This window comes from Candidatus Pelagisphaera phototrophica, assembly GCF_014529625.1.
Taxonomy (GTDB): Bacteria; Verrucomicrobiota; Verrucomicrobiia; order Opitutales; family Opitutaceae; genus Pelagisphaera; species Pelagisphaera phototrophica.
Genome location: NZ_CP076039.1, coordinates 3458987 through 3484976, shown reverse-complemented (window position 1 = coordinate 3484976; position 25990 = coordinate 3458987). Strand labels below are relative to the sequence as shown.

The 25990-nt window shown below is 50.5% G+C and carries 24 protein-coding genes; 10 read left to right on the top strand and 14 right to left on the bottom strand.

Annotated features, from left to right (window positions below):
- Window positions 1-15: 15 nt before the first annotated feature.
- From rseP to uppS, 4 genes are read right to left on the bottom strand one after another with little or no spacing between them, the layout of a single operon-like run.
- The gene (gene rseP, locus GA004_RS14985) at window positions 16-1470 is read right to left on the bottom strand and encodes an RIP metalloprotease RseP (protein WP_283394688.1); all 1455 of its coding nucleotides are present in this window, start codon (window positions 1468-1470) and stop codon (window positions 16-18) included.
- On the bottom strand, window positions 1470-2639 hold the full coding sequence (dxr, locus tag GA004_RS14980) for a 1-deoxy-D-xylulose-5-phosphate reductoisomerase (RefSeq protein ID WP_283394687.1): 1170 nt from the start codon (window positions 2637-2639) through the stop codon (window positions 1470-1472). Before dxr ends, rseP begins: the two co-directional genes overlap by 1 nt.
- Window positions 2640-2646: 7 nt before the next feature.
- Window positions 2647-3483, bottom strand: coding sequence for a phosphatidate cytidylyltransferase (locus tag GA004_RS14975; protein ID WP_283394686.1), 837 nt, complete (start codon window positions 3481-3483; stop codon window positions 2647-2649).
- Window positions 3484-3504: 21 nt separating this feature from the next.
- The gene (gene uppS, locus GA004_RS14970) at window positions 3505-4260 is read right to left on the bottom strand and encodes an undecaprenyl pyrophosphate synthase (RefSeq protein ID WP_283394685.1); all 756 of its coding nucleotides are present in this window, start codon (window positions 4258-4260) and stop codon (window positions 3505-3507) included.
- A gap of 185 nt (window positions 4261-4445) precedes the next feature.
- On the opposite strand from uppS, the gene GA004_RS14965 reads away from it, so the two are divergent.
- Window positions 4446-5507 (top strand): hypothetical protein, encoded by a 1062-nt coding sequence (locus GA004_RS14965; RefSeq protein ID WP_283394684.1) that lies wholly within the window; start codon window positions 4446-4448, stop codon window positions 5505-5507.
- Window positions 5508-5511: 4 nt separating this feature from the next.
- Here GA004_RS14965 and GA004_RS14960 read toward each other — a convergent pair whose 3' ends face one another.
- The 5 genes from GA004_RS14960 to GA004_RS14940 all read right to left on the bottom strand — a co-directional run bounded on the left by GA004_RS14960 (window position 5512) and on the right by GA004_RS14940 (window position 9073).
- Window positions 5512-6810, bottom strand: coding sequence for a dihydroorotase (locus GA004_RS14960; RefSeq protein ID WP_283394683.1), 1299 nt, complete (start codon window positions 6808-6810; stop codon window positions 5512-5514).
- Window positions 6811-6841: 31 nt separating this feature from the next.
- Window positions 6842-7780 (bottom strand): aspartate carbamoyltransferase catalytic subunit, encoded by a 939-nt coding sequence (locus GA004_RS14955; RefSeq protein ID WP_343218862.1) that lies wholly within the window; start codon window positions 7778-7780, stop codon window positions 6842-6844.
- A 21-nt stretch (window positions 7781-7801) separates the two neighbouring features.
- Complete coding sequence (pyrR, locus tag GA004_RS14950) at window positions 7802-8338, bottom strand: bifunctional pyr operon transcriptional regulator/uracil phosphoribosyltransferase PyrR (RefSeq protein ID WP_283394681.1); 537 nt, start codon at window positions 8336-8338, stop codon at window positions 7802-7804.
- A 198-nt stretch (window positions 8339-8536) separates the two neighbouring features.
- Window positions 8537-8821, bottom strand: a complete 285-nt coding sequence (locus GA004_RS14945) for a hypothetical protein (RefSeq protein WP_283394680.1) — start codon at window positions 8819-8821, stop codon at window positions 8537-8539.
- 117 nt (window positions 8822-8938) lie between these two features.
- On the bottom strand, window positions 8939-9073 hold the full coding sequence (locus GA004_RS14940) for a hypothetical protein (protein WP_283394679.1): 135 nt from the start codon (window positions 9071-9073) through the stop codon (window positions 8939-8941).
- 357 nt (window positions 9074-9430) lie between these two features.
- Here GA004_RS14940 and GA004_RS14935 point away from each other — a divergent pair, with 357 nt between their 5' ends.
- Window positions 9431-9622, top strand: coding sequence for a hypothetical protein (locus GA004_RS14935; protein ID WP_283394678.1), 192 nt, complete (start codon window positions 9431-9433; stop codon window positions 9620-9622).
- A gap of 269 nt (window positions 9623-9891) precedes the next feature.
- Here GA004_RS14935 and GA004_RS14930 read toward each other — a convergent pair whose 3' ends face one another.
- Window positions 9892-12246 carry a helicase C-terminal domain-containing protein gene (locus GA004_RS14930; protein WP_283394677.1) on the bottom strand — a complete coding sequence of 785 codons (2355 nt, stop codon included), beginning with the start codon at window positions 12244-12246 and terminating at the stop codon, window positions 9892-9894.
- Between the two features lie 127 nt (window positions 12247-12373).
- On the opposite strand from GA004_RS14930, the gene GA004_RS14925 reads away from it, so the two are divergent.
- The 4 genes from GA004_RS14925 to smc all read left to right on the top strand — a co-directional run bounded on the left by GA004_RS14925 (window position 12374) and on the right by smc (window position 19518).
- Window positions 12374-12865 (top strand): hypothetical protein, encoded by a 492-nt coding sequence (locus GA004_RS14925; RefSeq protein ID WP_283394676.1) that lies wholly within the window; start codon window positions 12374-12376, stop codon window positions 12863-12865.
- Between the two features lie 86 nt (window positions 12866-12951).
- A protein-coding gene (prfB, locus tag GA004_RS14920) for a peptide chain release factor 2 (protein WP_343218807.1) occupies window positions 12952-14095 on the top strand; the annotation gives its coding sequence in 2 pieces (ribosomal slippage) (window positions 12952-13023 and window positions 13025-14095; 1143 coding nt in all).
- A 98-nt stretch (window positions 14096-14193) separates the two neighbouring features.
- The gene (locus GA004_RS14915) at window positions 14194-15585 is read left to right on the top strand and encodes a hypothetical protein (RefSeq protein WP_283394674.1); all 1392 of its coding nucleotides are present in this window, start codon (window positions 14194-14196) and stop codon (window positions 15583-15585) included.
- Between the two features lie 96 nt (window positions 15586-15681).
- A complete protein-coding gene (smc, locus tag GA004_RS14910) occupies window positions 15682-19518 on the top strand; it encodes a chromosome segregation protein SMC (protein WP_283394673.1) in 3837 nt (1278 codons plus the stop codon).
- A 159-nt stretch (window positions 19519-19677) separates the two neighbouring features.
- On the opposite strand, the gene GA004_RS18275 is transcribed toward smc, so the two are convergent.
- Both GA004_RS18275 and GA004_RS14900 read right to left on the bottom strand, forming a co-directional pair.
- Window positions 19678-19806: a YbjQ family protein gene (locus GA004_RS18275; protein WP_425492939.1), complete on the bottom strand. Its 129-nt coding sequence runs from the start codon at window positions 19804-19806 to the stop codon at window positions 19678-19680.
- 285 nt (window positions 19807-20091) lie between these two features.
- A complete protein-coding gene (locus GA004_RS14900; protein WP_283394671.1) occupies window positions 20092-20268 on the bottom strand; it encodes a hypothetical protein in 177 nt (58 codons plus the stop codon).
- A 167-nt stretch (window positions 20269-20435) separates the two neighbouring features.
- Here GA004_RS14900 and GA004_RS14895 point away from each other — a divergent pair, with 167 nt between their 5' ends.
- Both GA004_RS14895 and zwf read left to right on the top strand, forming a co-directional pair.
- Window positions 20436-20831: a YraN family protein gene (locus tag GA004_RS14895; protein WP_283394670.1), complete on the top strand. Its 396-nt coding sequence runs from the start codon at window positions 20436-20438 to the stop codon at window positions 20829-20831.
- Window positions 20832-20953: 122 nt separating this feature from the next.
- Window positions 20954-22495 (top strand): glucose-6-phosphate dehydrogenase, encoded by a 1542-nt coding sequence (zwf, locus tag GA004_RS14890; RefSeq protein ID WP_283394669.1) that lies wholly within the window; start codon window positions 20954-20956, stop codon window positions 22493-22495.
- A gap of 47 nt (window positions 22496-22542) precedes the next feature.
- Here the strand turns inward: zwf and GA004_RS14885 are convergent, their stop codons facing one another.
- Window positions 22543-22677 (bottom strand): hypothetical protein, encoded by a 135-nt coding sequence (locus tag GA004_RS14885; RefSeq protein WP_283394668.1) that lies wholly within the window; start codon window positions 22675-22677, stop codon window positions 22543-22545.
- Here GA004_RS14885 and GA004_RS14880 point away from each other — a divergent pair.
- Both GA004_RS14880 and GA004_RS14875 read left to right on the top strand, forming a co-directional pair.
- Window positions 22667-23533, top strand: coding sequence for a glucose-6-phosphate dehydrogenase assembly protein OpcA (locus GA004_RS14880; protein ID WP_283394667.1), 867 nt, complete (start codon window positions 22667-22669; stop codon window positions 23531-23533). The two genes, GA004_RS14885 and GA004_RS14880, sit on opposite strands and share 11 nt — an antisense overlap.
- A 265-nt stretch (window positions 23534-23798) precedes the next feature.
- Window positions 23799-24107, top strand: coding sequence for a hypothetical protein (locus GA004_RS14875; protein ID WP_283394666.1), 309 nt, complete (start codon window positions 23799-23801; stop codon window positions 24105-24107).
- 126 nt (window positions 24108-24233) lie between these two features.
- On the opposite strand, the gene GA004_RS14870 is transcribed toward GA004_RS14875, so the two are convergent.
- Window positions 24234-25838 carry a PrsW family intramembrane metalloprotease gene (locus tag GA004_RS14870; RefSeq protein ID WP_283394665.1) on the bottom strand — a complete coding sequence of 535 codons (1605 nt, stop codon included), beginning with the start codon at window positions 25836-25838 and terminating at the stop codon, window positions 24234-24236.
- Between the last annotated feature and the right edge of the window lie 152 nt (window positions 25839-25990).

The following is a 25990-nucleotide window of genomic DNA, read 5'->3' as shown; positions in this document are numbered from 1 at the left end:
CGTCGATTCGGCCATCTATGCCGGAGCGTCTTCAACCTTTATCAGTCTGACAGGTTGGCTGTTGGTTTCCGGCTCTCTCGTAAAGAGTCTGCCGACGTCATGGAATGTGACGTACAGCATGAACGAGAAAAGCAATATCATGAAGCTTCCTTGGATCGTGGCAGCGAAATTGGGCGGTATGGGTTTTCCGGTTATCTTGGCGATTGTGGCAAACGCGATGTGCCCACCGTCGAGAACCGGTATTGGGAGTAGGTTGAATATGGCGAGGCTGATGTTGATCATGAGCGCGATCTCCATGACTCTAACGATGCCGATCGCTGCAGTTTTAACGATAATGTTGGTGATTCCAACAGGTCCGGACATGTCCTTTAGCTTGGCATCAGAACCTTGGCTTATGAGTGATCTCAAAGTCTGGTAGGTACGTTTTACCACGTCGATAGACAGTGCGATAGGGTTGATGTGAGCGGTGTAGCGTTCGATCATGGCTCCCAGGCCTGCTCCAATTGCATAAAACTGTTCCTCGGAAAGGTTGAATTTCGACAAGACCGGAGTGACGACGATCTCCATCGTCTCGATTCCTTCAGATCCTTCCCTTTCGATAGTGAATCGAAGCGGCGTGCCTTGGGACTCACGGATAACTGTAGTTAAGTGCTGGGGACCGTAGATCGTTACGCCATCAATTTTCTTAATGGTGTCTCCCGGAAAAAGTCCGGCTTCCTTGGCGGGAAAGCCCTCGGTTAAACTAGACAGGTAAGTCGTCCGATTCGGATTGATCCCGATCATGCGCAATTCGTGATCAGGGTTGAGGACGGGATTTACGTTTGTCGTGAAAACCTCCCCATTTCTTAGATACGTAATTATGGCCTTGCGTTTGCCGTCTTCTGTAACCCCTGAACCAAGAGCGATGCTTATGAATATGTCTTCAAAAGATCTGATTTCCTCGCCATCGATGCTGAGAATCTTATCGCCGATTCTAAGGCCAGCAGCCATGGCGGGATTCTCTACGAATTCACCTTCTCGAATTTCGATTTTATCAGAAATGGCTCCGATCGTCGTCGCTTCTTCCCTTTCGACTCCCGTGAACCAGAGTATAAGGCCGAGTACGAGGGCGAAAAGAATATTGAAAACCGCGCCGGCGACTGACACTATAACTTTGGAGGCGTAGGAAATCGGAGGCAGCTCGATAAGATCAACCGAGTTTTCCCCCTCTATCCCTTTCATATCAGCGAGTTGAGGGAGCGCCACGTAGCCACCGAGTGGAAGAAGGGAGACACGGTAGTCGATACCGTCCTTTTTCCAGCCAAACAGACGGGGGCCAAACCCAATCGAAAATCGTTCAATATGAAGTCCTCTCCATTTGGCGGCGAGGAAGTGGCCCAGTTCATGAACGAAAATGGAGCCTCCAAAAAAGAGTACGACCATAAGCGCGGCCCAGGCCCAATCGGATATTATGCTAAAAAGATTTTCCATTACGGTGTTTGATCTACGAGTTGAGAGGCGATGACTCTCGCTTGGCTGTCATATTCCAAGACTTCATCTATCGTAACAGGTTCACTATTATCAATCGTTTCCAGCGTTTTCGCCACGATTTTAGCGATTTCAATAAATTTAATACGTTTCCGGGTGAATGCTTCCACTGCGACCTCGTTTGCGGCGTTGAAGATTCCTGGAGCCGCCCCATCCGCCTTCATGCAGGCTCTCGCCAGTTCGAGGCAAGGGTAGCGACCGATATCGGGAGGTCGAAAGTCGAGTGCGAGGGCTTGGGAAAAATCCAGTTTATTCGCAACAGGTTCTCCTCGATCCGGGTACAAAAGCGTGTGCTGTATGGCGAAGGTCATATCGGGCGGACTCATTTGGGCGATTATGGAACCGTCAATGCATTCGACCATGGAATGTACGATACTTTGGGTGTGGATGACGACGTCGACTTGTTCGGGCTGCATTCCAAAGAGCCACTTGGCTTCGATCATTTCTAGCCCTTTGTTCGCCATAGTCGCAGAGTCGATCGTGACTTTGGGGCCCATGTCCCAATTTGGGTGCTGAAGAGCCTTCTCCAGAGTCACTGAATTGAGCCTCTCAATCGGAAGATCGCGGAAACTTCCCCCAGATCCTGTCAGTATCAATTTTGAAATGTGACTGGGTCGAATCCCTTGAAGGCATTGAAAGAGAGCATTGTGTTCACTGTCGACCGGCAGTATCTCGACTTTCGATTTTCGAGCGGCTTCAACGATGAACTTTCCTGCGAGCACAAGGATCTCTTTGCTCGCCACAGCGAGGGTGTGGCCGGCCTCGAGAGCGGCGAGAGCTGGCATGAGGCCTCGAGTACCGACAACTGCAATCAATACCGTATGGCAACCGGGTAAGGTCGCCAGATGGCAGAGTCCTTCTTCACCGCAGGTGAGGTTGACACTTACTGGAAAGGCGTTCGCGTCCTCTGCTTGCTTCCAGGCGTCGGGATCGAAAAGGCACACTTCGGGTACCCCGAACTCTTTTGCGATCGCGGCAAGTTGATCGACATTTCGGTTAGCCGCGATTCCAACCAATTCAAGGCGATCTGAGTGCTTGCGAATTACTTTCAGGGCGCTGGAGCCGATGGAGCCAGTGGCCCCGAGCAGCACGATTTTCGAGCGTTGTCCCATTTCGAAACTAAGTGAGGAACCCGAAAAACAAATATCCGGTAGGAGCAGCGAGAATTAGAGAATCCGTCAAATCGAAGGATCCCCCAATGCCCGGAATGGATGAGCCTGAGTCTTTTTGATCAGCCATGCGTTTGAGCATGCTTTCGACGAGATCTGAAATGATGGAAATGACCGCGATTGGCAGCGCAAGAAGAGTGCCCCACAAGGGCGTGAAAAATGGAGGATAGTATTCTTGGGCGAAAAAGGTGAGTGAAAAGCCGAGCCCAATAGAGACAAGGCAGCCGCCAATGGCTCCTTCCCAAGTTTTTTTCGGACTGGTGATGGGTGACATGGCATGCCGCCCGAAGGCCTTTCCAACCAAGAGGGCTCCGACGTCCGTAAATTTCGCGGTCACTACGAGCCACACGACGAGCATCAAACCTTGCTTCGGGTCCCCAGGTAGCTCGATCATGCGAACCAGAAAGCCCAGCATAAAGGGTACGTAGATCAGTCCGAGGAGGGTGGAGCCTAGGGTTTCGATTCGCTCAGCGACTTGGCGCTCGCGAAAGATTCTCAGGCAGCAGGCGACAATCGTGACTGCGATGATTCCAGACTGAACTCCCTCGGCATGGCTGAGCTCTAACTTATTGGCGTAGTAGGGGGCAAAAATAATGACCCCGCCCAGAAAGATTCCGAATTTCTTAAAGGGCCTTCGCCCCATTTTCTCCAACAGGCTATAAAACTCGTATTGCGATGAAAGCGCGAGCACCGCCAGTAGCCAAACAGCCGCATCAGGCCCGATATAGAAGAAACATATGATCGTGACGATCCAAAGGACAAGCGTACTGATAATTCTCTTCGTCACGGTATCAAAGGGCGAGTCCGATCAGAAAGACAGGCTCGCTTCAACGTCTATCTGCTCTCCTGTCCGACCAAAACGTCTTTCACGATTGTTGTAGTAACTAATCGCTTCCTCAAGGTGTGTTTTGGTGAAGTCAGGCCAGCAGGTTGCAGTAAAATAAAATTCCGCGTAGGCGCTTTGCATGAGTAGGAAGTTGCTCAGTCGCGTTTCTCCTGAAGTGCGAACAATCAAATCTGGATCCGGCATCTCCTTAGTGTAGAGGTGATTTGAAATCGTTTCCCAGTCCAAGTCTTTTGGATCGAGTTTCCCGGCAGCTACTTTGGCGGCAATCGATTTGGTGGCGTCCACGATCTCGTTGCGAGAACTGTAGTTTAGGGCTAGGGTTAAATGCCATTCGTCGAATTTTCGGGTGACGTCCATCGCCTTCTTGAGCACGGCTCGCGGCCGAGCGGGAAGGTCTTCTACCCGGCCAATTGCGTGCAAGCGTACTCGTTGCTTCACCAGCGTTTCCGTCTCGTTCATGAGGAAGAGCTCCAGCAATTCCATGAGAGCGTTTACTTCGGATTCGGGGCGTTTCCAGTTTTCAGCGGAAAACGCGTAAAGTGTCAGATAGTGGATATCCAGTTCTTGGCAGGCTTCAATTATCCGCGGGCACGTTTCAACGCCTTGCCGATGACCCTTAATCCGAGAAAGTCCCTGGGACTGGGCCCAGCGGCCATTTCCATCCATAATGATGCCAATGTGGTCGGGGCCGTTGTACTTCGACGCGTTTTCGGTCATGGAATAGTCGCCAATTTCAGAAAGAGGGAAGAATCTTAAGCCTCTCTGGATATTGCAAGGGTTTATCGCTAGATAGTCAGACCGGTTGATGTGTAACTATTTCCTAATTGTATTCGTTTTCAGCGCGAGGGAGGGTGACTCGTCCAAACCCCGCTTTTCAAACTATCCGAATTATTTTAAACAAAATGAAGCGTCTGCCTATCGCATTTCTGTCCGTTCTCGCAATCGCATTAGCGGGTTACTCCGGCTTCTTAAATATGGAGAACCAAAGGCTTAAGCGCCAGCTCGCCGATGCTTCAAGCATGCTGGAAGCCCCAATGAAAGTTGCGGAAGGTAAAGAGACTGAAACGGTTGCGGCAGTGGAGGTACCCACGCCCGAAGCTCGGGAGAGAGGAGGTCGGTTTGAGGAATTTGAAAACCTGACTCGGGAAGAAATCATGGAGCGTCGGCGAGAGGTGAGAGCCGCCCAGCTGGCTCGCGCGCTGGAAGCCTTTGAAGATCCTGAGTTGAGAATGGATATGATTGAAAGGCAAATGCAGCGCCTTGACCGAGGGTATGCCGACTTTTTCAAGCAACTGAATCTTCCCCCCGAGGAGCTTGATGCCCTCAAAACGTTGATGGCTGAGCGCACTTTGCTACGCATGGAGGCGGGACTACGGGCTTCAGCGGCTAGCGATGAGGAGCGAAAAGCGCTTAGGGAGGATTATTCCAATCAAATGGTCCTTTTATCAGGCGATATCAATGGGTTGTTGGGAGAAGAAGATGCTAAAAAACTGGCCCAATATACGAATACGCTCGAATATCGGGGAGATGTGGAGAATTTCGAGCGTTCATTGAGTTATACGGACACACCGCTTAACGAGCGACAAGCTGAACGCCTAGTCAACGCGTTTGCAAACGTGGATAAAGATTTTGAATACACGGTAGATATCAAGGAAAACCGAGGGCGGGGGCGTGGAGACAACGATATCCAGCTCACAAAAGAAGTTGTCGATACTTACTACCAGGAGCGGAAAATCTATGATGCGATGCTTTTGGAGCAGGCTTCAAAAGTGCTTAACGAGGCACAGTTGGCGAGTCTGGCGGCACAGCAAGTCTCCGAACGCGAACGCGATTACCGGCAGGCTCAACAGGTGCTTGAGAATCCTATGCCGACGGACGGTCGAGTTGGGTTTAATCGGGGCGGCTTTGGCGGATTTCAAGGCGGTGGTCGCGGAGGACCGGGCGGTGGTGGTCGCGGACGTTAAATCGCTAAGAGCTTAGGATCTTTCCCTTATCGAATACCAATTTTCCGGATACAAAGGTTTGGATTACTTTCCCTTTTAAGGTCCGGTTAATCCAGGGCGAATTGCTTGATTTACTTTGGAAGCTATTGGATTGGGGTGTCCATTCGCATTCGGGATCGAAGAGCGTGACATCCGCATCGGCCCCGATTTCCAAAGTCCCCTTATTCAAATTTAATATTTGAGCAGGTTGATAAGTAAGAAGGGAAAGGGTTCTCGGTAGGTCCAGGCGTTTGCTATGATAAAGTTGGTTCAAAGTCGCACCCAATGCCGTCTCGAGGCCAATCACGCCATTAGGAGCATAGTCAAATTCGACGTCCTTTTCGTAATCGGTGTGAGGGGCGTGGCCACTGGCGATGCAGTCAATGGTTCCGTCTTCGAGACCTTCGAGAATCGCAAGCCGATCCTCCTCTGAGCGCAGAGGAGGGTTCATTTTGAAGTTCGTGTTGAAGTCGCTAACTTCGAGTTCGGAAAAACACATATGGTGAGGCGTGGCCTCTGCGGAAATGTTTACTCCACGCGATTTGGCCCTCCGAATGATGTCTATCGCATTTCTTGAACTCACGTGTTGAATGTGAATGTGGGCTCCCGTCTTGGCCGACAATATGACATCTCTGGAAACCATGATGTCCTCGGCTTCAGCTGGGTTCCCTCTAAGTCCCAACTTCGTGGATACAAGGCCTTCGTTCATGACCCCATTGGCCGAAAGAGAATAGTCTTCGCAATGGTCGATGACTGGCATGTTGAACATATTGGCGTATTCAACGGCACGGCGCATGAGTCCACTATTTTGCAGGCATTTTCCGCCGTCAGAAATGGCGACGGCTCCCGCATCGCGGAGCGATCCGGTGGGAGCGAGGCGTTCGCCCTCTGATCCGACCGTGATACAGGCTGTAGGGAAGACGTGGACGATCGACTCGCGGCCAACGGCGTCCTTTATGTATTGGATAGTACCTGCCGTATCAGCCGGCGGACTGGTGTTAGGCATGCACACGACGCTTGTAAAACCGCCAGTTGCGGCAGAGCTAGTACCCGAGAAAATGGTTTCCTTGTGAGTTTCGCCAGGGACGCGAAAATGAACATGAAGATCGACCAGTCCAGGAGAAGCCACCAATCCAGTCGCGTCAATCGTGTCCGCCTTGGCTAGGGTCTCACGGGAAGGCCGGTCGATGATTTTGCCATTCGATATGAAAATGTCGGAAATTTCATCGCGTTCGATTTTCGGGTCGATGACACGGCCCCCTTTTATCCATGTGACCTGGCTCATTGTTTAACTTTAGGAAGCGGATATTTCATTACTATCCCGTCAAGGTCTCCGCCTTGCCTCCCGAACAGAGATAGAGGCATGCCATGCGGGTAGCGAGCCCATTGGTGACCTGTCCGAGGATTACTGATTGGGGCGAGTCGGCTAGCTCAGAATCGATTTCGACCCCGCGGTTGATAGGACCCGGATGCATGATGACAGCGTTTTCCTTGAGCCAGGAAAGACGGGTTTTGTTGAGGCCAAACATTCGAGTGTACTCGTTTATAGAGGGAAATGCGGATGCATTTTGTCGTTCATGCTGTATACGAAGGAGCATGACGGCATCTTTGTCAGCCAGCGCTGACTTCAAGTCGTGCGAAACCGTGACGCCAAACTGCTCAAACTCCCGTGGCACAAGAGTAGCGGGCCCGACGAGGGTGACTTCTGCTCCCAGTTTAGTCATGGCCCATAGGTTGGATCGAGCGACGCGACTGTAGAGAATGTCACCCAGAATGGCGATTTTCAGTCCTTTCAGTGATCCAAACTTCTCGTGTAGCGTAAAACAGTCGAGCAGGGCTTGAGTCGGATGCTCATGGGCGCCGTCGCCGGCGTTGAGCACCGGAATGTCGAGCACTTTAGAAATGTAGGCAGCGGATCCGGGGGCGGAATGGCGGATCACTATCATGTCTGCGGCGAGCGCATGAATGTTCTCCACCGTGTCCCGCAGTGTTTCCCCTTTGGAGGTGCTGCTGGTCTTCATGTCTAGCGACATGACGTCCGCGCTGAGTTTAGTGGCGGCCATTTCGAACGCGACTCGGGTGCGAGTGCTGTTCTCGAAGAAGAGGTTGACGACGGTTTTTCCTCGGAGCGGCGGCGTTTTAGCCGTCTTTCTGCCGAGAATTTTCTTAAACGCCGCGGTGGTTTTAAATACCGTTTGGATCTCTTCTGGGGAGAGTTCTTCGGTTGAGATCAGGTCTTTGCGAAACCAAGGCATACCTGAAGTGGCCATCCAGCGCTATGAATTGAGAATGTCAATATGCGACTTCGCAAGATTGTTGGGTGTTAGTTGAACCACCACCTTCTCATCGAGCGTGGTCGGCTCCATGAGACCGATGTAGTCTGACTGTATGGGAAGAATTCGATTGCCTCGATCCACCAAGGTAGTCAGCTCGATTTTTTTGGGCCGTCCGAGAGCATGAATCTCAGAAAGGGCGGCCCGAACACTTCTACCGGTGAAGAGGACATCGTCGACCAGAATGATGGTCGCATCCTCTGGGTTTTGGGCGAGCTCAGTCGCTTCGACCTCTTTTGCGATTGGATTGGCCCCGATGTCGTCGCGATAGAACGAAATATCGACTACGGCTTTGAAGGTTTGGATATTGTGATCGGCAGAGAGGCGATCATGGAGGATCTCGGTCAATTCGATGCCGCCATTGGCGATTGCCGCGAGAACGAGGTTGTCCGTCCGCTTGTGAGTCGCCGCGATTTCTGAAGCAATCTTGGCGATTGCCGCGTCTACTTCCTGGAAAGAGATGGTTTTACGTACCGTCACGGCCTTCTTGATAGGAGCTAGGACGGTCGCAGGTAAAGCAAAAGGATTGGAAAAAGTGAAAAGAGACGATCTCGGCCAATCTGCTCTTCGGTAAATCTAATGCGATTGACCGTGAGATTCTCAGTGCGGCTTTGCCTTGATCAGCATGATTTCGCCTCCAGCGCCCGCGAGCGTAGGCGGTAGGGTCGCCTTCTGAAATCAATCCGTTGGTGGGGCATGGAAGGCTACTTGGATGATGTCGTCGTGTCTTAGCTCTACGTCCTTTGCGGCGTGCCGTTCATGTATGGAGTAGTCGATTTTGCTGGGGATATTCGTTGTCTTAGGAACTTTTTCGCCATTGATCGTTACAATGTATTCAGTTTTCCCATCAGTATCTTGCATCGTGTATAAGGTTAGAATGTAGGTCCTTTTCTCGCCTGAAAATTTATGCTGAGTGGCGGCGAACTTCGCTCGGTAGGCCTCGTTCGCTGCATTGATTGCCAATGCTCCTCAAACCTTGTCGACGTAGTAGGGGACGAATCCGTCGACGGCGGTTATTTTGAATACGACTTTAGCCTTCAGGAACATTGGGTGGAAGGTTCCCTCTGAATGTTCATTGGGTTAAGCATATGACTCGGGTTCCGTAAAAGTAGCCAACAGCTCTTCCCCATGCGGTTGGTAGTTTTCATCTAAGGCCAAGATGAACTTGTCGAGTTCGAATCCATCTTCCCGCATCGAGCAATGTATCGTGTGCATTCCGGCCTCCGGATTGATGATTTATCCAGTGCCATTTGTGCTGCAGTGATTTTCAGGAACTCTCTGGGCTGAGGACCAGGTCCACTGGTACTTGCTCGGTCAAAGCTGAATGCGTTGCCCGCTTCTGGGCCAGGTGCCATCAATCCCCATGTGGAGGCCATTTTCCTCGGCTCTGGTGCTAAACACCCGAACCCAGACTGTATATTTGCCGGGAGAATGGAAAAAGACGTTGTACGACGAAATACCCATTTTGCCGGGAGTATTTGAAAAATTGAATCCGGAAATCAACTGGTCCGAATGAGTTGTCCGTGTGTAAGGCAAAATCTCCAAGTAGGCTTTGCTGTTTGCGGAGCTGGCATGATTTCGGTCGCGGACCTGAGCGCTGGGGCCCGCATAGCCTTCGTGGATGACTTACCAGTGCCTAACCGAGTCGAGCGCTTGAGAAGCGCAGTCCTCTGCTTCCACGGAAGCCAGATCATTCGATTCCTGATAATTCAGGGCACCGAAGAGGCTGCCGGTAAAAACGAGGGAAGTGAGGGTGACTTTTGAGATAATTCGCATTTCTGAAAGTGACTGCAAAGGGGGTCGGCGATGTGTGAACTAATGAAATTTGGCGAATGAAAATGAAATGAAAGATGTCGGATTCTTTGCTTAGAGAGTGTCCAAAAAATTAGAATAGGCATTGCAGCAGCCATTTTTCTTCTTTGGCAAGGCATTGGTTCACGCGTGTCCCAAGATTTTCCTCTTGGGACTGATATGGAATGCGCAACTGGCAGTTGATGATGTTACGCGATTTCTGCTTGAATGGGTAGCGAATGCTAGGTTTTCAAAATGGGCTCTTCCTCGATCCATCTCTCCAGGTCTTCATCTTTGAAGATGTATTGACAGTTTTGATATTGATCAGCCAGTAGTGATTTTGTTCTCCGTTCCGCATAGCGCTGGCAATGCAGAAGAACCTTTACCTTTTGTCCAGGAGCTCTGACGAGACGGCCAAGAGCTTGATTCACTTTTTGGATACCAGGTTGTAAATAGGCTCGCTCAAATCCGTCAAGCTTTTTGCTTTGATAGTAGTCGCGCTTAGCCTGCTGAATGGCATTCACTTCCGGAAGGGCTGGGCTGACTACGATGGCAGCGTCGATTTTTCCGCCAATCATGTCTATCCCTTCTGCGAAGCTAGAGCCTAGTGTTAGAAAGATAATATCATGGAAGCGCATGGCTTCGTCGATGAACTCAGCACGGCTTGAAAGGCTTTCCCCCTTTCCTCTGCTTTGCATAGCGATCCGGTAAAACGGATAGTCAATCGCGATCGCCTCATAGAGAGATTGCGCATACGCATAGGAAGGGAAAAAGACGACGATGGGGGAATGCCTCTCAGCTAATTTAGCAATGGTCGCCGCCGTTAGAGCCTCCCCATTTTTTCGACTCTTGAATCGGGTATCTATGCGTGTGTCGATCGCTATGTTGTAGGCACCCTCGAGCCATTGCGCGGGTGGAGCGACTTGTTGAGGAGGAGTGAGTTGATCGGCGAGTCCGCATTGCTCTAAAAATCCGTCGATCGGCTGGAAAGTGGCTGAAAGCATGAGACATTCTTTAAACTGGGTCAGCGTTTCACGGATTTCCTGTGATGGATCAATGCAGGTGATCCTTATCAGTCCGTTCTGCGGGATCCAGGCGATGTACCGACTCGCACTTTCTTTGAGCGCGGTAGATCCAGAAGACAGCGACCAAAGCGTATCGAGAGCTTCGGGAGTGATCGACTCGTAGGGCAGGGGGTCCGTGGAGAGCATGTTGATCAGTTCGAGCAATAGATCCGTCAAGTCGTCGAGTTGCCTCAGTGTGAGAACATCTCCCTTCCGATAGGCCAAGCACTCGTTAACGAGATTGGTGAGGGATTTGTGGATCTTGTGGCCCGCTCCGATTTCGGAGAGCTCTTCGATAAGTCCGTTCAAGGATAGTGCGCTAAGCTCTTTGCTTAAATTGGATTCAATCCGGGAGGGAAGGTTGTGGGCCTCGTCGATAATCAGGAAAGTGCGGGCTGGATCGAAGTCGGGCTGATCGGCGAGAAGTCGGCTGCTGTTAGCTGAAAAGAGATAGTTGTAGTCGCCTATCCAGATATCTCGGTAGCCCAAGGCGGTACGCATGGTTTCGTAGGGGCAGATTCCGGCAGCAGCACTTGTTTCTTTGAGCACATCGATTGAAATCGGTTTGGCGGTAGAGAGGAACATAGGCTCTAACGCAGACCGCCCCCATTTCTCTTCAAGGTCCGATAGGTAGGAACAGGTTTTGGTGGAGCATCGAAATTCCACGTTCACACAGTGTTCTGCCTTGTTTCGGATTTGCCAATATGAAGCGGCTGACTGATCGGTCAGAAGGGCGTCGAGCCTTTCTGCGGCTTCGATTTGCCCGGTCGATTTGCTCGTCAGATATACGATTCGCTCAACCTGTCCGGTGGCGAGACGATTCAACGCGAATTCCCAGGCGACTCCCGTTTTCCCATAGCCAGTTGGAGCTTCAAGGCAACCGATGGGTGAACGTTCAAACGCCTGATTGAGATCCTCTTGGATGGTTTCCTGTCCCGGTCGGGGTGTTTCGTAGGCGGGTTTAAATCGGAGTGCCCGGAGCCTAGACAAGCGTTCGAGCTTTCGGTCGAGATAGTCGGCCAAGACGTCCAGTTGATCGACGACTAGGGTGTCAAAGCGCTCGTCCAGCAAGAGGCTTTGGGTGATGCCGGAACCGAGTTCGATCAAGAAGAGGTCGAGGTCAACGCTACCGGTCGGCTGCGCCTCGATCCGATTCAAGAGCTCGCGATAGGTCAGCAACTGAATGCAATAGCTTTTGAATCGAGAGGAAACCTCCTCGGGTCTCAGAGGGAGGGGGGTGGTTACGGTTTTAATCTCGCGTAGATGGGTTCGATCTTTCTGGGAGCGAATTTGATCGATCCGGCCGTTGAGCCTTAACGTCCAGCCCCGCCATTCCACATCTCCTTTGATGGACTGTTCATTGGAGAACCCCTCAGAGTCTGCTCGGTTCTGAATTTCCTTATGCCACTGCTGACCCGCTGCGGCACGCCAATTGCCAAATCCAAGGGGATCGTTCCTTTGAGTAAACGGTGAAAATCGGGCGAACTCGCCAACACTAATAGTAGCTACTTTTAAATCAGAGTCGATTTCCATCGATGAAACGCTGGTCGGGCTGACCCTGAATATCAAGCCCCGCTGGCGGCGAATTGATCTTAGGTAGCTTTGGATCGGTAGTGCTACGCTTAATATTAGAGTATTCTAGCCGTTTAACACGATTGGGATGAAATGGATCGTAACAGTCTCACTTGCGCTATTAAGCGGGTTTTCCAGTGCAGGGATGGATTTTAGTGAAGACCTGCTCCAGGGAATCAAAGGAGTCGGTCTGGAGGTCGCGCCTATGAGTATTCGTTCGAATCGGCTCGATCTGGATCAGTCTAGACTGAGGGAATATGCCTATCACAGGCTGGACGAACTGCAGGTTGAAGTACTGTCTTCCTCGGAGCTGGATAAGATTCCCGGTCGACCTTTCCTTGAGGTCGGTGTTCATATTGCTCGTGCTCAAGGTCCTAGTCACGTCTACTCGGTCACCTTGAAGCTGCGTGAGATGGCGATGCTGGAACGCCCCAAAGACACAAAGGTTTCAATGGCGTTGAGCACTTGGGAGCGTGAGTCGATCGGGGTTGCCAATCGTCCCGAAGCAATCCTCCAAACGGTGGATCGCATGATCCGACTTTTCTCGGAAGAGTACCACAAGACAAACGTGAAGGAGTAGCTCGACGCCGCTCCATTAAAGCCGGACAAAATCTGTTAACGTCCGCACTTGATCTCCCCAAGAGATATTCCCAATATTCTGTGCTTATGATTAAGCCAGAGACGAAAGCTTTGCACGAAGAGATCGAAAAACGAGCCGGTTACCTGTGGAGGTATCTTTGACGTCGACGGCAAGCGTAAGGAAATCGCAGCGTTTGAGGAAAAGATGGTTGCCGAGGGATTCTGGAATGACCAGAAGGCAGCTCAGGAAATTATCAGCGAGTCAAACAAGCTGAAACGAGTGGTTAATGGATTGACCGAGTTTAAAGCCAAGTTCGAGGATTCAAAAGCAATGGAGGAGTTGCTTGAGGAGGAAGGCGTTGATGAAAATTCGGAGGAAGCAGTCGTGCTCCAACAATCGGCTGAGCTATTAAAAGTGGCCTTGGATGAGTTAGAGATTCAGAGCTACTTGAAAGGGCCTCACGATCATTGTAATGCGATCCTGAGCGTGAATGCGGGTGCGGGTGGCACGGAATCGTGCGATTGGGCGGACATGCTCTTCAGAATGTACACTCGATGGGCTGAACGCCGGGAATTCAAAACGGAGATAATCGACATCCTGCCAGGTGAAGAAGCAGGCCTGTCAAAAGTTACGCTCCGTATTGAAGGAACCAATGCGTACGGTTACGCGAACGCGGAACGAGGGGTTCATCGACTGGTTCGTATCAGTCCTTTCGATTCCAATGCACGACGCCATACTTCGTTTTGCGCGGTGGACGTGGTCGCTGAAATCGAGGATGATGTCGAAATTGGGATCGAGGACAAAGATCTTCGGGAAGACACTTACCGCGCTAGTGGCAAAGGCGGGCAGCACGTAAATAAGACTGACTCAGCGGTTCGATTGACCCACATCACAACGGGAATCGTCGCCGCGTGCCAGACTGAGCGATCTCAGCACAAAAACCGGGCGACGGCCATGAAGATGCTGAAAGCTCGCATTTACGAGAAGCGAGAAGACGAAAAACGGTCTGAGCTCGAAAAAGTCTATGGGGAAAAAGGGGAGATCGGTTGGGGCAACCAGATCCGAAGCTACGTTTTTCAGCCCTACCAAATGGTAAAAGATCTGCGCACCGGAGTGGATACGGGAAACGTGCAAGGCGTGATGGATGGCGACATCGATAAGTTCATAAATGCCTGGCTTCGGGCCGGTTCTCCAAGGCACCGGAACAAGGATATACAAATTGAGGATTGAGATTTCTACTTTCCGGCCCGCATTAGCCGATCGAACGAAATTGCTGAATGCGCATCGTCGATGAAATCGAAACCAAATTGCAGTTGTTATTAGAATAGATGGATTTCACGGACCTACAGGAAGCGTTTGCCCGACAGGAATTGTTTGAAGGGAAAACTTGGCGGACATCGCCTGAACCTTGGAAGCTAAGTGCTGAAATTGTGTCTGCCCTAGAGGGGATAGGTCAGGTGAGTTTGGATTTCTACAAGGCTCTTGAGGTTTTGTATTCGCGTTCTGCGGACGGAAAAAAGCTTTTGCGAAACAAGGAAGTCTACGCTCCCTGGGTCGCTGAGTATTTGGATCGAGGCAAGCCCTCAGAGTTAGTCGCTATCAGTCGCAGCAAAGCTTGCAAAGGGAGGATCCCCCCCGTGATTCGACCCGACCTGCTCGTAACGGCAGAAGGTTTCTCCATTACTGAACTCGACTCTGTTCCGGGGGGTATCGGGTTGACCGCCTATTTGAATGCCTTGTACGAGGGGGATTCTCGATTTCCGATTCTCGGCGAAGAGAAGGCGATGGAAAAGGCCTTCTACCGTCGGCTCGCTTCCTTGTCTCCCGAAAAGGGCAATCCTGTTATTGTGATCGCGGTGAGTGAAGAGTCAGCGACTTACAAGCCAGAGATGGACTGGTTGGCGGATCGGCTGCAACTGATGGGGCACCGAGTTTTCAGTTTGCACACAGATGAGGTTTTCCCTCTCGGAGGGGGGCTCTACTTTGATATCGAGGGCAATCCTGAGAAAATTGATGTCGTCTACCGTTTCTTCGAATTGTTCGATTTGGCGAACATAAAGACCTCCCAGTTTATCATAGAAGCTTGGGAAAATGGGGAGATTGCCCTCGACCCGCCCTTACGACCCTTTTTCGAGGAAAAGTCGACTCTTGCGCTCTACCATCATCACTTGTTGAGAGAGTTTTGGCGGGAGAGCATTTCAAAAAAGTCGCGGAAGATTTTGGATAGTCTGATTCCTAAGTCATGGATCGTCGACCCATCACCGCTTCCTCCCGGAGCGGCGATCGATGGACCCCTGGCCCAAGGGAGACAACTGCATAGTTGGATGGACTTGGCAGAGGCGAGTCAGAAAGAGCGCAATCTCGTATTAAAGATCTCCGGATTCCACGAAACGGCCTGGGGTTCGCGTAGCGTCGTGATTGGAAATGATGTTTCTAAAGAAGAGTGGGCCAGTAGCTTGACGGAAGCCTGCGATGGAGCCGATTCGCATCTCCATGTTATTCAGGAGTTTCGAAAGTCAATTCGCTTGAGCCATCCGCTTTATTCCCTGGACGGAGAGGTATACGAAGCTTCGGGCAGGTTAAGATTGAATCCCTATTATTTTGTCAATGGGGACAAGGTCGAACTAGTGGGAGCCTTGGCAACCTTTTGTCCGCCCGACAAGAAAATCATCCATGGGATGGAAGATGCGGCGATGCTACCGTGTTCTGTGATGGATTAGGTCGAAGGTTATTCCCAGGTTGTTCTTCGACTTATTCACAAATGAGTATTTGGAGTTGTCAGGTTTCCATTTGGACGTTCATTTTCGGCCCCTTACATGTATCTGAGCTCCCTAAAAGCAAACGGCTTCAAAAGTTTTGCCGACTCTACCCATCTTCATTTTGAACCGGGCGTGACCGCTGTGGTCGGACCCAATGGATGTGGCAAAAGCAATATTGCGGACGCAATCCGTTGGGTTTTGGGTGAGCAAAGCGCCAAGGCATTGCGAGGAGGGAAGATGCAGGACGTCATTTTCGAAGGAACGGACAGACGCAAACCACTGAATATTTGCGAGGTCTCGATCATTCTTACGGACTGTGAGAAAGAGTTGGGGCAGGATTTCAATGAGGTCGAGCTCACGCGACGGGTGCATCGCGATGGAGGAAGCAACTACTACATCAACGGCAAGGCTTGTCGGTTAAAGGACATTCAGCGGCTTTTCATGGATACGGGTGTTGGTCGGACTTCCTATTCGATCATGGCCCAAGGTCAGATTGACCAAATTCTTTCGTCCAAACCTGAGGAACGCCGAGCGGTATTTGAAGAGGCGGCGGGAATATCGAAGTACAAAGCCCAACGAAAAGAGGCCCTCAACAAGCTTGCCCATGTAGAAACGAATTTGGATCGCGTCACGGACGTAATATCCGAAATCAATCGCCAGATCGGGAGTCTCCGACGGCAAGCGACTAAGGCGATTCGCTACAAGAAGCTTAGCTACAAGCTGCGTCATCTAGATGTTGGATACAGCGCTTACCAATATGGCACATTGAACTCCACTTTGGACGACATCGACAAGAGCGCTGGGAGTCTGCAAGGAGAGGTTGACGAGCTTCAGAAGGACTTGGAAAACAAGGATTCCAGTCTGACTGTCTACAAAGAGGATCGCCAGTCCGCGATCCAGAAGATTCAAGATGCGCAGCAGGCGGTTTTTGATCTTCGTACCATGAAGGAGCAAATTGCGAACGAGTCCCACATGGCGGACATTCGGATCACTTCCATGAAGGAGCGAATCGAACAGGCCCAAGAGGAAATTAAGTCTTTTGAGACTCAGATAGGGGAGTTTGCGACACGGCTAAATGAACACTCGGTCGACAAACAGCTTCATTTGGATGTGCTTGGAAATTCGGATGAAATCTTCCAAGAGCGTAATCGCGAACTGGCGGGCATTGAGGCTAAGCTCGAATCTTCTGAGCGAGAAATCCAAGCGCTGAGATCTCAAGCTCAGGAGGCGGAGCAGATCTTGCATCAGAGTCGTGACGAGACATCCAGCCTCGAAGTTGAAACGGGAACCAGCACCAGCCGTCTAGAGCAGCTCAAGAAAGAGCTCGCTGAGCAAAGTGAGGGACAATCTCAGGCTCAGGAGTCTTTGGATACGTTCAATCAAGGAGTTTTAGAAACAGAGACGAAGCGCTCCGAATTGGAAACGGCTATGGAGGTCGCCAGAGAAAAGGTGTCCGAATCAAGGGATGCGTTCCGAGCAGCTCAAGTCGGGATTCAGGAGCTGGATCGCACGGTTGCCCAAAAGACTGCCCGCGTAAAACTGCTACAGCAGTTGCAGGAGAAGCTGGAAGGCTATGGAGAAGGAGCCAAAGCTCTTTTGAAGGGAAAGATGGGAGGCGATTTGGGAGGGCAATCCTTTTTGCCTATTGCGTCCAAGTTGTCAGTAAAGAATGGATATGGACAAGCGGTTGAAGCGCTTCTCGGGTCTGCGGTAGAGGCGGTCGCGGTTGGCAATGCGGATACTGTTATTGAAATTTTCCGTCAACTAAAGGAGCGGAAAATTGGGCGGGTTTGTATGAAGCTGCTTAATGTTGGAGGATCGACAGGAGATGGTTCCGACTTACCCGAATGGATAGCGCCCGCTTTGGATTTCATTTCCATTGGAGATGAAAACGACGCTCTTAAATCCGTCTTGTCGGCGAGTTACGTGGTAGCAGATATCGCGAAGTTCCTTAAGTGGTGGGAGTCGCATCCCGATTTTCGGTTTCTGCAAATCGCTTCTAAAAAGGGTGAGTCAGTAGATAGTCGAGGTCTCGTCACCGGCGGCTTTAAGAACGCTAAGAACTCGAGTATTCTCCAGCGAGAGATCGAGCTGAAGCAAACGTCGAAGGAGCTCGAGGCGGATCAGAAATCCCTGCAGAAGTCCCGTGACGAAGCGGAAAAGATCAACAAAGTTTTGGAGAAATCCGAGGAGGCGGTTGAGTCGTATCGCAAAGATTTGAGTGAAACAAGCCAGGAGCTTTCGCGACTGCAGGCAGAAGTTCGTAACGCGGAAAAAACGCTCAACGATCAGAAGCAGAAGGCGGAGCGCCTTGAGCGAGAGAAGTCGCTCTTGGATGAAACGCTTTTTCGCGCTTTGGAAAAACTGGAAACGGCCCGTTCACGATCAACGAGTGGACAGGAGCAGCTTGCTGAATCCCGGGAGAAGCTCGAAAAGGTGGAAACCAGTCTAGCAGCCATTTGGGCGGAACGGGATGAAAAGCGTGAAGCGCTTTCCCAGGCGAAATTCGATTTGCAGGAAAAGAAGCAAAGGCTGGATATGCTCGAGCAGGGTTTTGTTGAAATTGAGCAACGTCGATCTGAGCTGACTCGATTGACGGAATCCAAGACCTCGGACATTGCCCAGTGGGAAACTCAAATTTTAGAGCAGCAGCAAGTCAAGGGGAACGCAATTGAGCGTAGTGAATCCTTAGATGGCGAGCTAGAGGAATCCAAGCAGGTTGTTGAGGAAACCCGGGAAGCGCTGGTTTCGATCGAGGACAAGGTTGGAATTCTGGAGAAGGAACAGTCTTATACCCGTGAGAAGGTAGAGGGACTTCGTTCGAATCTGAACAACCAGCATATTCAAATCGCGGAAAAACGGTCCCGACTGGAGTTCGTCCACGAGGAAATTGAGCGGGAGTATGGAATTGATCTTCGCTTGGTTGACTGGAAGTTTGAGGTTTGGAAAGCGAGGCAGCCAGTTGAGAACCTGCCTAAATTGGATCTGGATGCTTCAGAATCTGAGGCGGACGAAGACCTAGAGAGCAAGGGTGGTGATACCGAGCTGGCACAGGAGACTGAGGTAAGCAATGATAGCGTAGAAGTAGAGGTATCGGAAGACGTCGAGGCGGAGCCTGCTTCGGGGCCTGGTGCTGCGGTTCATAAAGTGCCGTCTGAGGAAGAGCTGGAAGAACTGAATGCGACGAATTGGAGCAAGGTGAAGGCAGAGATTAAGTTGCTGCGTAAACGTGTCCAAGGTATGGGAGCGGTGAATACGGATGCGATTGAGGAATATGGGGAGCTGCGTGAGCGTCACCTGTTCCTTAAAACGCAGTGTGATGATCTAATCACATCACGCGACAAACTGGTTGCGGCAATTGAGGAAATCAACCTGAAATCACGAGAGCAGTTCTCCGAAACATTCAGCCAGATTCAGGCCAATTTTAAGCACACGTTCGAAACCCTTTTTGGAGGAGGAAAAGCGGATCTAAAGCTGATTGAGGCTGAGGATGTATTGGAGAGCGGTATTGATATCGTAGCCCAACCCCCGGGTACTCGTTTGAAGAACATTACCCTCCTTTCTGGTGGACAGAGGACGATGACTGCGGTCGGATTGCTCTTTGCCATCTACATGGTGAAGCCCAGCCCCTTCTGCCTACTGGACGAGCTGGACGCTCCGCTAGATGAATCGAACATCGGGCGCTTTACGGGTCTGCTTAAGCAGTTCACGTCCCAGTCACAGTTCATCATTATAACTCATAACAAACGCACGATCCAAGCAGCCAAAGCGATATACGGAGTGACGATGGAAGAAAAGGGCGTTTCGAAGGTGGTATCGATGAAGTTCAATTCCGAACACGACGATCCAGATATCGTAAGCCTGCAGTTGGAAAAAGAGGCGGTGCCGGCGTAATACGATTCCTTGACGGACTTAAGCTGGTTTCCCTTCAACGTTTTCCACTTTGAACGCAGCGCCTTAATCAACTAGTTCCGCGGCTTCGGCCATAACCATTGAAGCGGTGAGGCAGGTTTTCACAAGCGAGTTTGCTCTCATACGTTTCGCCTCGGCGGTCTATCGATCGTTCGCACACTTCGCCATGAATTTGGTATATTCATGGATTTCTCCTCCCTCGATTACAGCCATGATATCCGTACCGATTTGGCGGGCACGGATTTGGTTGCCGCGGAGGAGACCGTAAATGGCGACGATTTTCTTGTTGGGGACTTGGTCAGTTGTGCATATGATTATTTATCGATGCATTTGTAGGGATCTTTTGACTAGGTGGAGGCCCGACCGCTGATGACGAGCACGAGTAGAATGCTGAATCCTAAAAGCAAAGCGGTCATGATGGTTTTCGCATTTAGTCGGAAAGGACCGCTGTTGAAAAAGAGCGGGTAACCCGCTATTGTGATGAGGATAGTTCGGGGAGTGACTAAAGGGAGCCAAGCAAAACGGCATAGAAATGATCCAGGAACTTTAATTGAACTATGGATACAATATATTTTCTAAAAGTATCTTAATAAGCGTCGGCCGCATCTTATCGGTTGCCCATGAATCCGAAGGCGTGAGCGTAGGCTTGGCTTCGGTGATTTTATACAAGAAACTCAAAACCCGTAGTATTGAGATGCTGAATGCAGGGTCGTTGGCTTTTGTTTCGTTCATGAAAGAAATCTTTTTCTGTTTAGTCAAACCGACAGCGTCTTTAAACAGCCAAAGTTTTTGGGCCTTTTTTGGATAGCGTATGGAAGGAGGATATTTGTAATCTTGATGCGAGAGGCTCAATGAATCAATCTTGGTTAGTGATATCGTGGTTGAGACAATTTTTTGCTGTGGAGGATCGCACCTCAAAGTCATCGATCGGAAGGAGGGGCGAGCAAGAATCGGAGCGTTTCCTCAGAGCAAAAGGATTCAAGATACTAGCCCGCAATTGGCGAGCGGGCAAGGACGAGATTGATCTCATTTGTAAGGATGATGAGATTCTTGTGTTTGTTGAAACACGAACGCGTCGGACCGGGGCACTGGTCGGCGGCTTTGACTCTATTGACGCACGCAAAAGAAAGGCCTTAAATCGTGTGTGCTGCGCTTACATTGCGAAGCTCAAGCCTCATCCGAGTTCCTTCCGTCTCGATGTGGTTGAAATTGAACATGAAGAGGGAGAGATTCTGGCGACCCGGCATTTTGAAAACGCGGTTCTTTTTGGCAAGGAAGCCGGAAGAGGTCACTAGCGCGATCCACTATTCGCTTCTTCATTGGAGCAATGCAAAGAACGGTGTCTATCGGCTTTACAAGATTCTGTGGACGGGACAGTTTCGGCCTTCCCACATCAACTGACTACCACTGATTCTCTATGTCACAAGATTCGCGCCATCCCTTTTTGAAAGGTCTCAGTAAGCACAGAGGAGCACAGCCCACGATCATCACCATTTTTGGCGCTTCTGGAGACTTGTGCGCGCGAAAACTCGTACCCGCTATTTACAATCTTGCGGTGGACAATCTCCTTCCACCCGAATTCTCGCTTATTGGCTACGGCCGTAAACCTATTCCGGATGAAGAGTTTCGTAAGCTAGCCCACGATTCGATTAAAGAGTTCTCGCGCCGATCGCTGAACGAAGAAATTTGGAAACGGATCGAGGATAACACTTACTATTGTAGTGGCGGCTATGATGAACTCGACGCGTTCAAGGCTCTTGAAGCGAAGATTGAGTCCATCGAGAAAGAAATGGGTCGTGAGGCCCAAAGCGTCATTTACATATCGACACCCCCATCGGTCTTCGAACCGATTATTGTTAACCTTGGGGCCAGTGGTTTGGCGACCCGGTACCAGGACTCGGGCAGTCATACCAAGGTGGTGATCGAAAAGCCATTTGGCAAGGACCTTGAGTCGGCTCGACATTTGAATAAGGTGATCCAAGGCGTGCTTCAGGAGCGACAGGTGTATCGAATAGACCACTACTTAGGTAAGGAAACAGTACAAGACTTGCTGGTACAGCGTTTTGCAAATTCGATTTTTGAGCCCCTCTGGAATCGCCAGTATGTGGATAATGTGCAAATCACGGTATCCGAATCACTGGGTGTCGGAACGCGAGGCGGGTATTACGAGCAGAGCGGGGCTACACGGGACATGATCCAGAATCACACCATGCAGCTCCTTGCCCTGACCGCTATGGAGCCCCCCGTCTCACTGGATCCGGAAGCGATTCGTGATGAAAAGGTGAAACTGCTGAAGGCGATCAAGCCGCTCAACCTGGACTATGCTCACAGCGACGTTGTTCGAGCCCAATACAAAGAAGGCCTTGTCGATGGAGCGAAGGTCCAAGGGTACCGTCAAGAGGAGGGCGTTTCGGCTGATTCGGAAACTGAAACTTATGCGGCGTTGCGGTTGAATATTAGCAATTGGCGATGGGAAGGGGTCCCCTTTTATTTGCGGTCTGGAAAACGGATGCCTCGTAGAGTCACGGAAATATCGATACAGTTCAAGCGCCCGCCATCAACGCTGTTCAGCGAAAACGAAATGTTTAATTTGGCAGCCAATTCCCTCGTGTTTCAAATTCAGCCAGATGAAGGTTCAACCGTTTTGTTGAACGCGAAAATACCAGGATTGCAGACTCGCACTCAGCCCGTTAAGATGCACTTCAAATATAGTGCGACTTTTGGTTCCAACACGCCAGAGGCGTACGAAAGACTAGTACTAGATGCTATGCTCGGCGATGGAACGTTGTTTATTCGGGGTGATGAAACAGAAGCGTCTTGGAATCTAATTACTCCCCTGCATGATTTTTGGGCTAGTGAAGGTCAGAGGGGCATGGAAAATTATGTATCAGGATCCTGGGGACCGCTGGCAGCGGACCGACTTCCTTGGGATAATACGCATGAATGGCGGAGGCCTTAACCGGTTTGATATATGGTTGAATGCCTAGCAACAGAACATAACGAGATCTATCGGGGTCTTCCGGGATTGGAGGTTCCCGTAGGCGAAGCCTTGGTCTCACTCTCAAATATGTGGGATGCTCCTGCGTCTTCGGAGGGAAGCCGTGCTCCATCGGAGTTCAGAGCATCCAGAATGAATTTCATTCTTCACTTTGGTTTTGAAGCCTCCACCGAGGAGTCTGAGGAACTCTTTCAGTCAGTAATTAGTTTTTCCCGGCGGTACCCTTGTCGAATCATTGCCCTGTGCCCCTCTCGCGATAAGAATGCTACAGGGCAGGGGATTGTCTGCAAGATTTTCTCGGAGTGCTACATTGGAGAAGGTCAAGGGGATATGAGTTGCTGTGAAGCGATCATATTTGGTTACACCCTCAAGCAGAAACAGTATCTTGAGGATCAAATTTCCATATTCCTAGAAAGCGACCTCCCAACGTACTACTGGCCCTATCGATTCGATTCTCCGGAAAATCTCTCGGACTACCAGTCTTTTTTCAAAAACGTAAATCGTGTCGTGGTCGATACCGCCTCTGAGACGTATCAGCCGCATATGCTGGATATCGCAGAGCCTGAAAAGGTGTATGACTTGGCATTCGCCCGGACACTCTCAGCGAGACAGAGTATTGGGCAATTCTTCAGTGTATTTTCTGCAGAGGACATCGTGGATAGATTGAATAGGATTGAAATCGTGACCTCCGCGGATCACGAAGCGGAAATGGTCGCTTTAGGTAATTGGATACAAAGTGTTCTGGGGGATTGCGGAAACTGCGTCGATAAAACCAAACCAGCAGAAAGCGTATCCTGTAGTTTATCTGTCGATCCACAGTCTGTTCCAACGCTGAGATTTTCATACGGCAATGGCAGCTCCGCCGAATGCATGCTGGATTTCAAATCAGGAGTGGCGCACTTGAGGGCAAATATTAGTGGAGACGACCACGCTATGAACGCTGCGATCCATTTGCTCAATCCGGATGATGCCTTGGCTGAGTCGCTATTCTTTGGCTAGGGCTATTTTTCGGTCTCAATTTGGTTGGGAAATCCGCTCCTATGCAAAGCGGGACTTTCGTTGCCAGTCTTGTGGCTTGGTAGGAAGGACCGTCTCGGTCCTTCGACTGGGCTCAGGCTCTTCGACCGGTCCACCCTGCCTATAATGCCGCTATCAACAGTTTACCCGCGCTGTTGGACCATATTGTCAACAGCCCGGGAAAAAAGCGATCTACTGGCTCAGTGCCATCGATCCTGCTTCGTTATGCGGACTGGGACTAGAGGCATTGAAAGCCAAACTTCCTAAACGACTGGCGTCTACGAGACTTGCTTATCGTGGAGAGGAGCTCATTTTAGAAGTTCTGCTTAGAGGGAAAGCAGTGATCTTTCATATTCCACCGGAGAATCCAGTTGTTGAGCGTGCCTCGGAGCCTATTCGGCATATGCTGACTCGTTCTTTCAACCCGATTCGATTAATTCATTTTGAGACCATCAATGACGAAGACGCCAGAGTCAGTCTGTACTTGGAAGTGCTTGGCGCTCGTTTTCGTCTTCACTGCGACCACAAGCGGGTAGTGATTGAAGGTGTCAGGTGAAATCAGCGTCCTGATAACATTGGGGCTGCCCCAAACACGTTGTCGTCATCCCTTAAAAAGAGGTGGTTACCTCACCATCCATAGTCTGTCCGTTTTCGCATTCTTGCGAATGGGTCGTCAGTCGTCTCAAGCCCCTAAGGCTTCGTTGAATTCTCGAAAGAACATGAAGACGATTACGACGCTTCCAATCACTTCTGGGGTAATCAGTAAAAGTCCTGTGGATAGGCCAATTTGGGAAGCTTGAAAAATGATGAGACCGGAGAGAATCAGGCAGAGACCCGATACGAAGAGAAAGCTTAGACTGTAGGTTGGAACCGTCCGCACGCTCATCGAGTAGAGTTCTCGAAAATAGTGCATTGAAAGTAGGATGAAGACGGTCATCGCGAAGAATGGTCCGACATCCGATTGAGGCAAGGATAGCAGAGTGTTGTAGAGACCGTGCACGACGATCATGATCCCGAAGATGTAGAAAAAATCGTTGTAGTTCGAACGCCGTAAAGCTCGGCAAAGATACAGCCCTCCCATCCCGGTCAGAGCGATATGGAAGAAGTTTGCGGTCAGAAACCGCCCTGGAGCTGCGAGTGCGAGCGATTGTGAAAAGTAACCAATATTCTCTTCCGCTGCGAAGCCAAGGCCTACGAAGCTGGCAACGATGAATGCGTCGCGCTCTTCGCCTTGTTTGGCGAAGTAGATCGCAAAAGGCAGAAAGAAAAGCAGCTTGCAAAACTCTTCTCTCAAACCAACTCCTCCGATGAAGAAAGCAAGCATCCGGATGAGGTCTCCATCTGGCTGATACCCAACGTAAGTATCCTCGACGATGACAAGGAAAACAGTTGGGATCGTGCTTAGCGCTCCAGCGAAAAGCGCGAGTAAGCACAAGGAGCTGGTTCGACTTAGCCAAGGACTTATCTGGCCGAGTCGGAACAGGAGGGCCGCCCAAACAATCGCGGTGATTCCTGCGATGATGGCCATCGGCACATCGAAATTTGAGAAACGCTCAAAGGGGAGTAGCTTAGCGACCTCCAGCCAATCCTTCTGGTGGGTGGCAATATCGAGTCGAACGCGGAAACTGATGAGCTCCTCATAAGCTGGGTCGTTGAGAAGCGCTTGCAGCTCGTCGAATTTGTCATTGCGAAGCAGCATGTTGACAGCGCGTTCGCGGGATTGTCGGGCATCGGGGAATTGGCCTTCTCGCTTAAAGTAGGGGTAGGCTCTGTGGTAATAGCCATTTCGCGCTTCAATCTCTCCAAGAAGTCGGTTCGCGTATCGCGGTGGGAATTCCTGAGAGGCTTTCGATTCCAGATTTTCTCTCCGAGGATCTTCCGGGCCTGCAAAGGAGGCTAGATAGTCTCCTAGCATCGATGCCAGCTCTGTGTCGAATTGACCGCCCAATAGTCCATCGATACGCTTTGCCAATTCGCCTTGATAGTACGGGTAAAGATAGGGCCCGATAATAAAGAACTCCTCTATCGTAATGCCTTCGTTTTCCAATTGGGTAATCAAGGCGGTCGGAGCGATGCTGCTTTTAACGAGGGAGTTGTCCGAGTAGGGAAAATTTGGATTCGAGAATTCGAGGGCAATATGCTGGCGGAGCTGGCCTGCTTTTGAATCAGTAAGCAAATCGACCAGAGCCCCGATGGATAACCCGCACAGCAGAATAGTGATAGCCGACTTCCAGATAAAGGATTGGCTATACGATTTCTGCCTTAGGTTGGTCTGCCAATTGCTCATGGGTTGGCTGCAGCTGTATTTTGAACAAACTGACTATAATAGTTGGAATTTAGTTGAGGCAGCTCATGCCGGACAAGCCTAATGATAATAAGGAGTCTTGGATCTCAAGATTGAGAGGCACACTATGGGCATATATGTGTAATATGCACACG

Excerpts from the sequence above, each read along its gene's own strand:
- GA004_RS14960 (WP_283394683.1), bottom strand. The coding sequence starts at position 6,810 with ATGAGCCAGGTCACATGGATAAAAGGGGGCCGTGTCATCGACCCGAAA.
- GA004_RS14900 (WP_283394671.1), bottom strand. The coding sequence starts at position 20,268 with ATGAACGAAACAAAAGCCAACGACCCTGCATTCAGCATCTCAATACTA.
- GA004_RS14880 (WP_283394667.1), top strand. The coding sequence starts at position 22,667 with ATGAATTTCATTCTTCACTTTGGTTTTGAAGCCTCCACCGAGGAGTCT.
- smc (WP_283394673.1), top strand. The coding sequence starts at position 15,682 with ATGTATCTGAGCTCCCTAAAAGCAAACGGCTTCAAAAGTTTTGCCGAC.
- GA004_RS14940 (WP_283394679.1), bottom strand. The coding sequence starts at position 9,073 with ATGCACACGATACATTGCTCGATGCGGGAAGATGGATTCGAACTCGAC.
- GA004_RS14915 (WP_283394674.1), top strand. The coding sequence starts at position 14,194 with ATGGATTTCACGGACCTACAGGAAGCGTTTGCCCGACAGGAATTGTTT.
- GA004_RS14935 (WP_283394678.1), top strand. The coding sequence starts at position 9,431 with ATGATTTCGGTCGCGGACCTGAGCGCTGGGGCCCGCATAGCCTTCGTG.
- dxr (WP_283394687.1), bottom strand. The coding sequence starts at position 2,639 with ATGGGACAACGCTCGAAAATCGTGCTGCTCGGGGCCACTGGCTCCATC.
- GA004_RS14870 (WP_283394665.1), bottom strand. The coding sequence starts at position 25,838 with ATGAGCAATTGGCAGACCAACCTAAGGCAGAAATCGTATAGCCAATCC.
- GA004_RS14930 (WP_283394677.1), bottom strand. The coding sequence starts at position 12,246 with ATGGAAATCGACTCTGATTTAAAAGTAGCTACTATTAGTGTTGGCGAG.
- rseP (WP_283394688.1), bottom strand. The coding sequence starts at position 1,470 with ATGGAAAATCTTTTTAGCATAATATCCGATTGGGCCTGGGCCGCGCTT.
- GA004_RS14965 (WP_283394684.1), top strand. The coding sequence starts at position 4,446 with ATGAAGCGTCTGCCTATCGCATTTCTGTCCGTTCTCGCAATCGCATTA.
- uppS (WP_283394685.1), bottom strand. The coding sequence starts at position 4,260 with ATGACCGAAAACGCGTCGAAGTACAACGGCCCCGACCACATTGGCATC.
- GA004_RS14955 (WP_343218862.1), bottom strand. The coding sequence starts at position 7,780 with ATGCCTTGGTTTCGCAAAGACCTGATCTCAACCGAAGAACTCTCCCCA.
- GA004_RS14925 (WP_283394676.1), top strand. The coding sequence starts at position 12,374 with ATGAAATGGATCGTAACAGTCTCACTTGCGCTATTAAGCGGGTTTTCC.
- GA004_RS14885 (WP_283394668.1), bottom strand. The coding sequence starts at position 22,677 with ATGAAATTCATTCTGGATGCTCTGAACTCCGATGGAGCACGGCTTCCC.
- zwf (WP_283394669.1), top strand. The coding sequence starts at position 20,954 with ATGTCACAAGATTCGCGCCATCCCTTTTTGAAAGGTCTCAGTAAGCAC.